This window comes from Oceanobacillus salinisoli (assembly GCF_009733865.1).
Classification (GTDB): Bacteria; Bacillota; Bacilli; order Bacillales; family Amphibacillaceae; genus Oceanobacillus; species Oceanobacillus salinisoli.
Genome location: NZ_WOFB01000002.1, coordinates 315,273 through 327,889 on the forward strand (window position 1 = coordinate 315,273; position 12,617 = coordinate 327,889).

Here is a 12,617-nt window from a genome sequence, read left to right on the forward strand (position 1 = left end):
CGTTGATGTCTAGCTCCATCGCCCAGCGACTAGCGGACTTCCCTCACCTCCGTACGATAAGTCAACATCGACTCACTCCGTTCGTCGTGTTTCCTTTATCTCCTACGGCAGTGGAATGTTCAATTAAGACCGCTGCTTTGCGCAGCAACATTGAACCACCTGGCATGGCCAGGCGCAGTCCGTACGTCGCTAAACGGGCGCTTGCGCCTTTCTTATAAGTTTTCGCACTTTTAGTGTATAATTAATAGGAGATAATAAATATAATGTTCTTTTTAAGTAGCATAAGGTATAATAATTATATAGTTATTTGTTACTATATATTATGTCGTCAGATAGGTATATAGCATTATTTTTGCAGATAGAGATAATGTTGTTTTCTTCTTTCTAAATTTATTCGATAACATGAGAAGGTTATCGAATGGAGGGGATCAAAATGGATTACTGTAACGATTGTCCGTCAAACAAAGACTGCACGAATTGTTTGGAATTAATCGGTGGAGGAAGGTTCCGCAAGAAAGTCAATCCGCCTATAAATGTCAAATTACAAAGTCTGGATGGCGGCGGCAGTTATTCTGGGAAATTACACGCAATCAGTCGGGTGGGAATGTTGATAGAAACTGATGCTCCGAAAAAAGAATATAAAATATCTATAAATGGTAAAATAAATGCACATTTGTCACCAGTCTACCATAAAGGATTGGAACATTTAATTGCATTCGATATCGTTATAGTTAATAGAGAAGAGAAATCAGACAAACGACTTACCAGAGATGAATACGAATATTTATTTATGGAAAAAACAGAGATTATTGATAACTTGACAGAAGATCTTGAAGAGGAAGTTAAAACTAGAATAAGAGAAGATTTGAAAACAGAATTATTTAAATCGCAATTGCTTGACGAATTAATGGTCGGATCCACCTATAAGTATGAAAAGGGACATCTTAAACAATTAAGTGGAGAAAAATCCCCATTATTGGATGAAGAAACATTAACCGATTTAATGCAAAAGTCGTTTAAAGAAAAAGGACCGACCAGGGATGTCATTATTGATCCAGATGGCCGTTATATTGATGTTCATGCAGTTCCTTTTGGCTATCAAACAGGTGGATGCCTGACATTTGATGTCACCGATTTAGTGAATAAGGAAAAACGGTTACTGCAAGAACAATGGGAAAATTATAAAGAGGTTATTCAATCGATTACAAAAGGGAAGGTCCTGTTAAAAAATAGTACGGAAATGGACGAATTACTCCAGGAATATCAGGAAAAGGAAAGGTATCAGTTAACTGATAAAAAGCAATTAACTCCTATTAGGGAAAGCATAAAAGAAGTTATCAATAATTATAACTTAACGGATAAACAACAGTATGGAATTCTCCTTGCCGTCCAAGAAGCTGCTACAAACGCATTAAAGTATTCTACGGATGGGGAAATTCAATTAAGAGAATCCGATGATGAGATTTTAATAACAGTGCATGATCAAGGGAAAGGAATTGCTTTAAAAAACCTCCCTAAAGCATTGCTGGTAAATGGGTTTTCTACCGGTTCCACTCTGGGGCAGGGGTTTAACCTAATGTCGCGGATTAGCCATCGATTATTTTTGAAGAGTGATCATACTGGTACTAGCGTCGGTCTATTATTTAAGAAGCCTTAATAGATTTTATGAGAAACAAAGATGATGCGAACAATCGGTCTAGATATCTTCTTTTAGTTGTATAGATAGGCCATTTATTATGATTGTCAAAGGCTACTGCCAAGGGGATGGCAATAGCCAAACATTTTACATTAATATTTTAATAAGTAAAATATGTTCTAAGATGTTAGAAAGAAACGGCCCTTTTGTTTTGACCTTCCCAGATTTTATGAAATATCTCTTTCGTAATTTTGACATCTTTTTCAGCAGTCCAGGGGTCATTATAATAATAATGATCCTCATCAAAGCCTGTTAATGTTAAAGCGTGAACCGTAAAACCATGCATGGATGCCACCAATACAACTACTGGTTTATCATTAGATAAATATTCTTCCAGCTTATCGTTACTAGTATCCGTAAGATCTATGGCACTACCAGCATATTTTTCTATTAAGTTGATTAGGGCGGGGGGATAAACCGTCCAGCCCTCGGGTGTAAATGGGTCACCGACATATCCGAGGTTTGGATCCTCTGGATGTCTAGGCATTTCTTTGGCAAGGGTTAATTTATCTAGGTCTACACCTTTGTACTGAAGCATCATCGTTACTGCGGTAATTTCACATCCAGTTGGTAATTCAGGCTGCTGACTGATAATTGGTACGTTTAATAGGATCATTGTTCGTTCTCCTTTTTATATTTTATCTTCTATTATACTATTAAATGTAAAGAGTAGGATTGCTTCTTTTCGATTCTTTTTAAGGAAAATTCTATAGATAGTCCAGCATTGCATTTGCGATGGAGCAATAGATGAGTAATCCTAAAATATCATTTATAGTTGTAATAAAAGGACCAGAGGCAATGGCAGGATTGACGTTTAATTTGTTTATAATTAGAGGTACAATTGAACCTACAATAGTTGCTATACTTAACGTACATAAAATGGAAACTCCAACAATGACAGCAAGTAGGATATTGCCTTCATAAAATATCCGTTATCATAACGCCCAGTACAACCATACAAATAAGTCCTAACATCGCTCCGGTAGCAAATTCTCTACGTATCATTTTTCTGATGCCGCCATTTTGAATGGTGCCCAGTGCCAATCCTCGAACAGTGACGGCTAGAGATTGTGTACCCGTATTTCCAGCAGAATCCATAATTAGTGGAATAAATGCGGCAAGTAAGACGATAGCTTCCAGTGTTTCTTCAAACTTTCCTATTACTTCTGCTGTGATTAGTCCAAAAAACATAAGTAAAATAATCCAAGGCACTCTTTTTTCGTGCGGCAGTAAAGGCACTAACATTTGCATCTGTGCTTCCTTTTGAGGTGGATATTTCATCAAAATTAGTCGTCTTTTGCTCCATCCCATCTATTACATCATCGACTGTAACCATTCCGACTAGTGTTCGGTTTTTTGAAACAACTGGTACCGCTAAAAAACCATGCTTCTTAATAAGGCGTGCAACCTCTTCCTGTTCCATTTTGACATCCACTGAGACAACATTTGTACTCATTATATTTTCAATTGTTTCATTTTCCTTTGCTGTAATTAGTTTTCTTAATGAAATGACCCCTACTAATTTTTCATCTTCATTGATAACATAAAGATAATAAATCCCCTCGACATCGGCTACTTCATTTCGCAATTTTTCGATGACAGAGGAAGCTGTATCATTGGAAGTAATTCGGAAAACCTCTTTGGTCATAATCGAACCAGCAGTTTTTAATGGATAGGATACTTCAGCAGCTATCATTTTGTCCATTTTTTGAAGGAATTCTTTGGCTTTGTCCCCCGGTAGTTCCTGTAAGAAGTAAGCAATATTCTCAGCTTTCATATAGTTAAACATTTCGGTCGAATATATATCATTCAGTTCTAAAAAAATTTCCTTTTGCTTGTTTATGTCGAGCTGTTCAAAGACCTCAGAAAATTCATAAGGAGTTAGATATTGATAGATTAGATGGCGCTGTTTTTCATCCATCGTCATAAATATCTTTGTTCGATCAGACGGGTGCATCTCCAAAAATATATCACGAAATAATGTGGAATCCTCTTTTTGCAGTGATTTGATAATGTCTTGCGTGTATGATTTATGGTCTTTTATACCTAATTTAATCATTAGTAATCCTCCTTTTTAAAAAGATAAGAAAGTATAAATTTGCGCTTTGGTGTCTAGCTCCATCGCCCAGCGACTAGCGGACTTCCCTCACCTCCGTACGATAAGTCAACATCGACTCACTCCGTTCGTCGTGTTTCCTTTATCTCCTACGGGGACTGTTCGGTTAAAACCACCGCTTTGCGCGGCAACACCGAACCACCTGGCATGGCCAGGCGCAGTCCGTACGTCGCTAAACGGGCGCTTGCGCTTTTCTTATCGGAGGCAATTAATTAATTTGTGGAAGAGAGAATGGCCTCCGATGTGATTATTCTTTTTTGAAAAATGTTACAGGTGTACGAACTGGGTTCTGGATAACTGTCCATGCCATCCTCACTTCCTTTCCTAGTAATATAAAAAACACCTCCCACGAATGGAAGGTGTTTCAAATCTCAATAGAACGAGCTGAATAAATTTCAGAACAAAAATATCCGAGTTTCCTCCATTCGTAGAGCTTTAGCACTGTGCGGCATAGGATTTTATCCAGCTACATTAAAAACCACCTTATGTCGATGGTTTCTGTTGACCCATTGGCGTCTTTGGACATTTTTGGGCAGCAGCGTATCTCCTGCACAGGAGCCTCACCTAACGAGGTATTAAATTTGTTAATCTTACTTTAATCAAAAAGATTTAGTTTGTCAATCATGTTGAAGTAAGTGATTGGTGTAGATTGGAAAAGCCTGAATCTCTTGTAAGGTAAGAGGTTCAGGCTTTTAGGTGAATGATTCCGACTGGACTCGAACCAGCGACCCCCACCCTGTCAAGGTGATGCTCTCCCAGCTGAGCTACGGAATCGTACTATAAATAGTATTATTTACTATAATAGATTTTAGGTGATCTGTCAATATATTTTTAGAATTATAAATTTGTATTAATGTCAGCACGTTTAGCTTAAATCACCCAACATACCGTAAAATTCTCTTTATTTACATGTTAACAAAAAATTCAAATTTAAAGCTCGTCTATTTTTTCATCTCCAGCATACAATGTCTTCAGAGGTGAAAAATATTGAGAGAAGCAACTGTAGATAAATCACATATCTTTATTATTATGTTCTTCATTAGTTTGATCATGAGTATTCAGTCTCCTATTTTCACCCCATATGCGGCGATGATAGGTGCATCAAGTGTTTTAATTGGTATTATGCTGAGTGTTTCTTCGTTGGCAAATTTAACAGGGAATTTAATTGCAGGGCCTTTGGTGGATCGTTTTGGCAAGAGAATTTTTATTACGTTACCACTCTTTGCATCAGGTATGCTGTTTATTGGCCATGGCCTGGTATCGAATTCTGCAAGTTTATTAATCCTTCGAGCATTAAATGGATTTTCGTTGGCATTTTTAATCCCTGCTGCAATGGCTTTATTGTCCGGTTATGCAGCGAATAGCGAGCAGCAAGGAAAGAACATGGCAATTAATGGAATTCTTGGAACCATCGCAAGCATCATAGCTCCGTTAATTGGCGGGCAATTGGGTGTTTGGATAGGATATGCCAATGCTTATTTTGTTATAGGAACCGCATTGATTTTAACTGCTGTTTATACGATAGGATTTTTAAAAGATAGACAAGTTGTTGTGGTGAAGAGGGATAGCAATCCGAAATTATTAAGTTTGAAACATGTACTGGGAATGCCTAGTCTTCAGATTGTTTTTATGACGGGGTTTGCTGTGATGTATATTCATGGTGTGATTATTTATGAAGTGCCTTATTTGACGGTTGAACAGGGACTTTCTACTGCTAACACAGGACGTTTATTCAGCTATTTAAGTATTGGAACATTTTTATCTTTGTCCTTATTTTTTATCAATCGATTTGATCCGGTGAAACGGTTGATGTTTGGATTGTTTGGTATGTGTATGGGTTTATTTGCTTTATTCAATTCGCTCCTTTCATTAGGATTGCTTTTGTTTTTAATCGGCCTATGCTTTGGAATTATTATGCCTGCGATGGCAACTGCGCTTACAGACGCCGTTTCAAGGGAAGGGCATGGAAGGGCATTTGGAGTAATGTCAGCGGTATATTCTTTAGGTATGATTGTTAGTTCGTTTTTAACAGGAATTATACGGGAAGTGATTTCCCCGTATTTTATTGCCTTTTTAATAGGGATGCTCGTATTAACCATAGTCGGCTATAATAAATTACGAACACCAAGGCCGGCTCAGTCCAGAATACCTTATTAAATCGAATAGAAGAGGAGGAAAGAAATGAAGAAAATGTTTCCTTTTATTGGAATTGTTGCGATACTTGGTTTGGTTGCCTATATGGAAACACCATCGGACTCGTATCACGGTTTTACACCTGATCTCCATGTTGATTCCAATCCAGCTATGGAGGAATCGGAAGAAGCTGTTGCTCAAGCAGAAGAGGTTAGTATACCAACTTTCTCATCTTTAGAATATGTTCTGGAAGAAACAAAAGAAGTAGACGGATACATGATAGAGCAGTACAGGGAGTATGAAATTTACGAAGATGAAAACGGGGTGGTTGTCAAGAGAGTACCAACCTCCAACTATGATTTTTTGAGATATAAAATAGAGGAAGAGTAGGTGTGAAAGAGGCTGAACCTCGCTAGAAGGTTCAGCCTCTTCGGTGCCTAGTTCGACAAAATTCAACAAATTCCGGGAAGTGACAGGCACCTTATTGGGTTAGTTGCTGCTGGCATTGTTGAACAAGTTGCTGTATTTGTTGTAATTGCTGTGCTGCATTGCGCTCTCTCATGGACATGGTCATGTCAGACATGTTTGCTCCGCCTTGTTGCTGGCCTTGCTGCATTTGTGTCTGTCCACCTTGCTGAGCTTGTTGTTGTAATGCTTGTGCATTTTGCTGCTCGTTTTGCTCAAGCTGCTGGGCAATTTGTGCAATTTGTTGTAAGGTTTGTTGTGCTTGCTGTGTTGTCATGATGTGATCTCTCCTTTGTAATAAAAAAGTCCCCCTTATTTTACAGAAGTATTATGATTTTATTCATTATTTAGGGGGGCTTTTTTTTAAAATGTTTATTTAGGTTTGACCGTGTAAAACGTTATAAATGGTACAAAATAATAAGCAAAAAGAGGGAGTATATCATGGAAGAAAACAATCATAACTATACAGTTACAGGTACAGATATTGAAGAAGTTAAAAGGAAAAATGCAGAGTCGGGCTTATCTTATAATGAAGTGAAAGCATTGATTGCTAATACAACAGGTGGGAGAGGTACGTCAGTATACAGTGATACCAATCCACAAGAGGTTCGAAAAAAGATTAACCCAAAGCAATCAAAATAAGGAGGTTTGAGCTATGCCTGAAAAAGATTTTGAACAAATATATAACGAGTACAGGGAACAGAGTGAGCAGCAAATTATAGATGGTGGAACAAGTGATAACAATGGAAAAGAGCAAATCATTGCAGTACGAAAAAATGACAGTGGTGATATCATCGCTTTTAAAACAGATACTGGTCGAGAATTGGATTATGTCGCTGCATTAGAGGAAGCAAAGGCAGGACATCTTGCCCATGTTGATGTGTTTCATAAGTATGGCAGGGATATTATTCGCAGTGAACCAGATGGAGTCAAAGAGAATAATTTGGATAATTTGCCATTGTTTTAAAGTGGAAGGCCCCCATCATGTTTGGGGGCTATATTTTTGTGCGATTTTTCATTATTTGATGCTTAGTTGCAGCTTGAGGTACTATTTATCAATTCTATATTATTTATTCGTGAACAATACCCGGTAAATGATGGATGGAAGATTTACTAAACTATTAGGTGACAGAGCCAAACAGATTCAACAAATTCCGGGAAGTAACAGGCACCAGGACGGCGATAAGTTGAGTGATTCGACAAAATGTTATATAATTCGGGGAGTAACAGGTACCAATGGATTCGTTGAGGTTACTTCAGTTTAAGAGAAAGTTTTCTTACTTTGGACGTTAAGATTTTAGCTTCATGCATCAATTTTTACACTGATCTAACTTGTTAGAAAAACTCGCATTCGCTCGTCTTTTAGCGAATGGGCCTGTTTTTCTTATACTTAGTACCTTAAAATTTTAATTGTGCCGATACTACTTCTTGCTAAACCTTTATACTTTCCTAACGTGCAAAAAGAGTATGAGAAGAAAAGAAAGGTTTCTGGATAATGAGAAGAAACCTTTCTTTTTAACCAACATATTAGAGAGATTTTTTAGAACCGTCGATTTTCTGGTATTGCACGATCAGTTGATCCAAATCCTGACTGTATGCTAATGTTTTTTCGCTGTTAATTCCATATATGCTAACAATTTCAAACATATCATTTCTTTTTTTATCGATGCTTTTTAATAATTCATCTTTCTTTTCTTTATAATTAACACTCATTGGATACCTCCGGGATGGATTTGATTTGATAATCGAAACATGTATGTATTATAATTATTTCGAACTGTGCCAAAAGTCCTATAATCCGAACATAAATCTTGCTTTCCTACATGATTTAGGAGCATTCTGTCGAATAAATCCCTCCATTCATCTTGATTATAATGTTTCAAGTGTAAAGGTTCTATTGAACATACATTACTCTTTCTCTTCGATAGAAAACGATTTAATCCTAACAAGCTATATTTTATTACATATAATCATAAATGTAAACAGAAATATGACTATTAGTTCTAAAAAGTCAGATTTAAACAATGTTTATCAAATTTTGTAGGTTGATGAAGGAGTATTGTATGATAGATAAATATAAAATAGGAAATCAATTAAAATTACTTAGAAAAGCTAAAAACTATACCACTCAAGAACTTGCTAGCAAGGTAAATGTCTCCCAATCTTATATAAGTCGTTTTGAAAATGGGAAGGCAATACCGGATATTGAAATGTTAGATAAGATATTAACTGCTTTAGATACAGATCTTTCTACATTTTTCTCAGATGAATTGCAAGACATTCCTGCTGATTTGATACAGCTTGTTGTTATGTTGAAAGAGTTAAGTCCGGAAGCAAGGAGAAAGCTTACTGAATTTATAGAAATCGTATTAAAAAATTAAAGGCAGTCTACCTTGCGCCAAGGATATTCTACCATATAAATACTCGTTGCTATAATCTTTACACAGAAAAATCATTCGACAAATTTCGGGAAGTAACAGGCACTTGTTAGGGGGAGAGGGATGAATAATAATTGGAATAGGGTAATATATCGTATTTGGGCTCCTGTGTATGATAAATTTTTTAACTCAGGGATGTTTGTGAAAGCACGAAAGAAAACATTTCAGGGAATCGATTTTAAACGTAATTCTAAAATATTATTTGTTGGTGTTGGTACAGGTGCTGATTTAGAGCTGATTAATGATACAGAATTAGATATTACGGCTATTGATTTTTCGGAAGCTATGTTAGAACGGGCAAGAGAAAAATTTAGTTCGTCAACTATTAAATTTATAAAAATGGATGCCCAAAATATGAGTTTTGAAAGCCATTCGTTTGATATGGTGGCAGGAAGCTTAATTCTTTCTGTAGTCCCTAATGCCAATACATGTTTTCAGGAAATGATCAGAGTGTTAAAACCTGGAGGAAAATTAATTATTTTTGACAAATTTTCTTCAGGCATTCGACCTTCTCTGGGAAAAAGACTTATGAGACCAATAATAAAAGTATTAGGAACAGATATAGGACTTAACTTTGAAACGCTGTTCGAAAAATATAAAGATGATTTAAGGGTTATAGAGGATAAACCAGTTATGCTAGGTGGAATGTATAGGAAAATAATTATACAGAAACAAGGTTAATTAGAGGATATTAGCTTGAAAAAAGCACACTTTTAGAAGAAACAAATTACCTGTAAAAAAACAGTCTAAATCTATCAGCCTTAAAAAATTAATAACACCTTAAATAGTTCTTACAGTGGCTCTGTCTATCTGTATATATTATATTTTGAGAACAATTTCTATATCAAAAACATTTAACCGCTTTGTATCACATTAAGAAATACCATGCTGTTCAACCTAAGCACCACATTCAATAATTTCGACAAATTTCGGGAAGTGACAGGTACCCCTAGTGATGTCTTTTATTTATTACTAGGAAGTAACTTACAATTAAATTTGTAATAGGTGCAAAAAAACACTGTTTCCATCCATGTTCTGGATAGAAACAGTGTTTTTTTACATGCATATGTTCGTCAAATTTTGAGGGTATCATTGTGTTAATTATGTGTTATAGTGTTTATATAGATATATACACTATAACACTGGGGAGGAATGGGAGATTCATGAATATTTTCGTTGCATATGTTTCAGTTTTTGTATTAGCTGCAATTCCATTATTTGAGGCTTATGGAGTAATTCCGGTTGCGACCATTGCAGGATTATCTGTACTGCCTGTGATGGTACTTGGGGTTGTTGGTAATATTGCTACCGTCCTGCTGGTTATTGTTTTCATTAATCAAATAAAGAATTGGCGAAAGAAACGGAAAGGGAACAATGATGAAAAAACGAGTAAACGATCGGTCCGTGCACAAAAGTTATGGGGGAAATATGGTCTGCCTGGATTAGCAATGCTTGGTCCATTGGTGGTAGGGAGTCATCTAACAGCATTAATGAGCATTACGTTTGGAGGAACAAAAAGAAAAACATTCTATTGGATGACAGCAAGCATTATTACGTGGGGCTTCGTTTTCACCATACTAATATTACTGGGAATCGATTTCTTGGGTTTAGAAGAGCGTGGATTTATTAATTATTTTGACATAGAACAATAAACAATTTATAAGGAGGGAATTGAATGTTTCAGGATGCATTCTGGTTGGCTAAAAAGGAGTTAAAGCATCATTGGTCTGCTATCGCTTTATCGCTGTTATTTACTGTCTTTGTCGGTGGCAGTACAGGAATGTTACTTGCTGATTCTGCTGTTAAGATGTTTGAAGACCATGCAACATCCTATAATTGCTTTCTGCTGGATTTGATATTTCTTGGTTTGACACCAGCTTTTGCAACCATTTTCATGGCTAAGCCCTATTTAACTTTACAAACAATAAAGGAGGACCCATATAGCAAGCGCATGGCTTTTCTTCGTTCCTTGCCAATTCCGGTTAATGTATTAGCATTCAGTCGAACCATTGTCATGTTCATCATATTGCTTATAATGTCCAGTGCATTTTACTTAAGTATAGTTTTTGTTTTAATAGGAATGTCCAGTACATTTTATGATTTTATTTCCACTGGCGAGTTTTTGATATTTATCTTTATTTGGTTTGGGTATGCGTTAGCAGTAGGGGGCATAAATCCATTTATTGAGTATGGGACGAATGGGAAAGTATTGCATCTGTTTCCATTTATATTTTTCGGTTTATTTCTCATCTTTATTCTGAATTTCTACAATTACACGGGCCAAGGAGTAGTAGAGATGATTCTCTATTATACAAAAAATGCCGGCTGGCCACTTGCTATTCTCTCTCTCGTTATGGGTGGATTTGGGTGTTATATTTGGAATAAATTACTTACGATTCGGCTAAAGAAGCGAGACTATGTATAGAAGGGGGAGGGAGCAGTCATGAAATTACCAATTCATGTGTCTGAAGAGAGTAGAGTTCCGATCTATCACCAAGTAGAAAATCAAATAAAAACACTAATTATTGGTGGGCAGCTCCCGCCTGAAACTCCACTCCCATCTATAAGGGTTTTAGCAAGTGATTTAGGCTGTAGTGTGATTACGACCAGGAGGGCTTATCAAAATTTGGAAGTTGGTGGCTTTATTAAAACGGTTCAGGGAAAAGGTACATTCGTAAGGGAGATTGAAAAGGTTATTAAACAAGAAACAAAACAAAAAGTGGTTTACGATGCCTTTGAAAAAGCAGTGGATCAGGGGAAGCAAGTCGGCTGCACCAAGGAAGAAATGCATCAGATTTTTAAAGAGGTTATCAAGCGGAATTTTAAAGAAAATGGGGGATGAATATGGGTATCTCACTATTAGATGTAATAGGATTAGAAAAAAAGTTTCAGAACTTCCAATTAGGTCCAATGGATTTGAAAGTGGAACAAGGAATGGTTGTAGGGTTGGTTGGAGCAAATGGTTCTGGTAAAAGTACGTTGTTTAAATTATTGATGAATATTTTAAGGAAGGATAATGGTCAAATTTTGTTGTTCGGTAAAAATGTAGAAAAAAATGAAATAGAAGTAAAGCAAAAAGTGGGATTTGCAGGTGACTTGCTTGATCCTTATGGCCATTTGACAATTGAGGAATTAGCGGGAATGATTGCTTATTGGTATCCGACATGGAATAAAGAGCAGTTTAACCATTTAATCAAAAAGTATAATATTAATACGGAAGAGAAATTTGGGAAATGTTCAAAAGGAACAAAGAAAAAAGTGGAATTCATTTTTTCTCTAAGTCATGATTCTGCTTTACTTTTATTAGACGAACCAACGGCTGGTGTGGATATCGTTTCCCAGCGGAAAATGAAAGAAGATTTGATATTATTTATGGAAGAGGGAGAAAGAAGTATCATCATTGCCACCCATAATGCTGATGAAATTAATCAGCTCTGTGATGACATTGTCGTATTGCAAGCTGGTAAAATAATTTATTCTTTTAATAAAGATGAAGTGTATGAGAACTGGGCAAAACTTTGGGTTTCCCGTGTTCCGGATGAACTTGCTAATCATCCAAATGTTATCCTGTTTTCAACAAATACACCTGTACAGGTAGTAACAAACAACGCTCATAAAATAGAAAGAGTATTGCAAAGTAAGCAGGTTTCTATTAGTCATTCCCAACGCCTAACAATGGAAGAGGTTTTCGAATATCTAATAGAAACTTGAAATTTGACAATCAAAAAATTTGTGAGTGAATTACATAAGAAAAGAAAAAGGCACAAAG

17 protein-coding genes, 1 tRNA gene and 1 riboswitch are annotated in these 12,617 nt (G+C 36.3%); of the genes, 11 read left to right on the forward strand and 7 right to left on the reverse strand.

From position 1 onward, the window contains the following. Positions 1 to 433 precede the first annotated feature (433 nt). Positions 434 to 1,657 carry an ATP-binding protein gene (locus GMJ66_RS03330; protein ID WP_197046587.1) on the forward strand — a complete coding sequence of 408 codons (1,224 nt, stop codon included), beginning with the start codon at positions 434 to 436 and terminating at the stop codon, positions 1,655 to 1,657. 166 nt (positions 1,658 to 1,823) lie between these two features. On the opposite strand, the gene GMJ66_RS03335 is transcribed toward GMJ66_RS03330, so the two are convergent. From GMJ66_RS03335 to GMJ66_RS03345, 5 genes are all read right to left on the reverse strand, one after another. Continuing rightward, a complete protein-coding gene (locus tag GMJ66_RS03335) occupies positions 1,824 to 2,312 on the reverse strand; it encodes a C39 family peptidase (RefSeq protein WP_156288918.1) in 489 nt (162 codons plus the stop codon). Between the two features lie 91 nt (positions 2,313 to 2,403). Beyond that, positions 2,404 to 2,625 carry a magnesium transporter gene (locus tag GMJ66_RS20975; protein ID WP_331279659.1) on the reverse strand — a complete coding sequence of 74 codons (222 nt, stop codon included), beginning with the start codon at positions 2,623 to 2,625 and terminating at the stop codon, positions 2,404 to 2,406. Continuing rightward, entirely contained in the window at positions 2,615 to 2,887 is a 273-nt protein-coding gene (locus tag GMJ66_RS20980) for a magnesium transporter (RefSeq protein WP_331279655.1), read from the reverse strand. Before GMJ66_RS20980 ends, GMJ66_RS20975 begins: the two co-directional genes overlap by 11 nt. Beyond that, the gene (locus tag GMJ66_RS03340; protein WP_331279656.1) at positions 2,844 to 3,755 is read right to left on the reverse strand and encodes a magnesium transporter; all 912 of its coding nucleotides are present in this window, start codon (positions 3,753 to 3,755) and stop codon (positions 2,844 to 2,846) included. The genes GMJ66_RS20980 and GMJ66_RS03340 overlap by 44 nt, the downstream gene beginning before the upstream one ends. A gap of 469 nt (positions 3,756 to 4,224) precedes the next feature. Next, a riboswitch (M-box (ykoK) riboswitch) is annotated at positions 4,225 to 4,391 on the reverse strand. Between the two features lie 122 nt (positions 4,392 to 4,513). Continuing rightward, positions 4,514 to 4,586, reverse strand: a tRNA-Val gene (locus GMJ66_RS03345). 213 nt (positions 4,587 to 4,799) lie between these two features. Here GMJ66_RS03345 and GMJ66_RS03350 point away from each other — a divergent pair. Further along, positions 4,800 to 5,969 (forward strand): MFS transporter, encoded by a 1,170-nt coding sequence (locus tag GMJ66_RS03350; protein WP_231514799.1) that lies wholly within the window; start codon positions 4,800 to 4,802, stop codon positions 5,967 to 5,969. A 24-nt stretch (positions 5,970 to 5,993) separates the two neighbouring features. Continuing rightward, positions 5,994 to 6,335, forward strand: a complete 342-nt coding sequence (locus GMJ66_RS03355; protein WP_156288919.1) for a hypothetical protein — start codon at positions 5,994 to 5,996, stop codon at positions 6,333 to 6,335. Positions 6,336 to 6,426: 91 nt separating this feature from the next. Here the strand turns inward: GMJ66_RS03355 and GMJ66_RS03360 are convergent, their stop codons facing one another. Beyond that, positions 6,427 to 6,687: a hypothetical protein gene (locus tag GMJ66_RS03360; RefSeq protein ID WP_156288920.1), complete on the reverse strand. Its 261-nt coding sequence runs from the start codon at positions 6,685 to 6,687 to the stop codon at positions 6,427 to 6,429. Positions 6,688 to 6,851: 164 nt separating this feature from the next. Here GMJ66_RS03360 and GMJ66_RS03365 point away from each other — a divergent pair, with 164 nt between their 5' ends. Together GMJ66_RS03365 and GMJ66_RS03370 are read left to right on the forward strand one after the other, a co-directional pair. Next, positions 6,852 to 7,052, forward strand: coding sequence for a gamma-type small acid-soluble spore protein (locus GMJ66_RS03365; protein ID WP_156288921.1), 201 nt, complete (start codon positions 6,852 to 6,854; stop codon positions 7,050 to 7,052). 13 nt (positions 7,053 to 7,065) lie between these two features. Further along, the gene (locus tag GMJ66_RS03370) at positions 7,066 to 7,377 is read left to right on the forward strand and encodes a DUF3892 domain-containing protein (RefSeq protein WP_156288922.1); all 312 of its coding nucleotides are present in this window, start codon (positions 7,066 to 7,068) and stop codon (positions 7,375 to 7,377) included. Between the two features lie 560 nt (positions 7,378 to 7,937). Here GMJ66_RS03370 and GMJ66_RS03375 read toward each other — a convergent pair. Further along, positions 7,938 to 8,123 carry an aspartyl-phosphate phosphatase Spo0E family protein gene (locus tag GMJ66_RS03375; RefSeq protein ID WP_156288923.1) on the reverse strand — a complete coding sequence of 62 codons (186 nt, stop codon included), beginning with the start codon at positions 8,121 to 8,123 and terminating at the stop codon, positions 7,938 to 7,940. 350 nt (positions 8,124 to 8,473) lie between these two features. Between GMJ66_RS03375 and GMJ66_RS03380 the strand changes: the two genes are divergently transcribed. The 6 genes from GMJ66_RS03380 to GMJ66_RS03405 all read left to right on the forward strand — a co-directional run bounded on the left by GMJ66_RS03380 (position 8,474) and on the right by GMJ66_RS03405 (position 12,559). Beyond that, positions 8,474 to 8,791: a helix-turn-helix domain-containing protein gene (locus GMJ66_RS03380; RefSeq protein ID WP_197046588.1), complete on the forward strand. Its 318-nt coding sequence runs from the start codon at positions 8,474 to 8,476 to the stop codon at positions 8,789 to 8,791. A 120-nt stretch (positions 8,792 to 8,911) separates the two neighbouring features. Next, positions 8,912 to 9,529 carry a class I SAM-dependent methyltransferase gene (locus GMJ66_RS03385; protein WP_156288925.1) on the forward strand — a complete coding sequence of 206 codons (618 nt, stop codon included), beginning with the start codon at positions 8,912 to 8,914 and terminating at the stop codon, positions 9,527 to 9,529. Positions 9,530 to 10,011: 482 nt separating this feature from the next. Further along, positions 10,012 to 10,500, forward strand: coding sequence for a small multi-drug export protein (locus tag GMJ66_RS03390; protein ID WP_156288926.1), 489 nt, complete (start codon positions 10,012 to 10,014; stop codon positions 10,498 to 10,500). Positions 10,501 to 10,523: 23 nt separating this feature from the next. Then, positions 10,524 to 11,273, forward strand: coding sequence for a hypothetical protein (locus tag GMJ66_RS03395; protein WP_156288927.1), 750 nt, complete (start codon positions 10,524 to 10,526; stop codon positions 11,271 to 11,273). An 18-nt stretch (positions 11,274 to 11,291) separates the two neighbouring features. Continuing rightward, complete coding sequence (locus tag GMJ66_RS03400) at positions 11,292 to 11,690, forward strand: GntR family transcriptional regulator (protein ID WP_156288928.1); 399 nt, start codon at positions 11,292 to 11,294, stop codon at positions 11,688 to 11,690. A 2-nt stretch (positions 11,691 to 11,692) separates the two neighbouring features. Then, a complete protein-coding gene (locus tag GMJ66_RS03405) occupies positions 11,693 to 12,559 on the forward strand; it encodes an ABC transporter ATP-binding protein (RefSeq protein WP_197046589.1) in 867 nt (288 codons plus the stop codon). Positions 12,560 to 12,617: the final 58 nt, after the last annotated feature.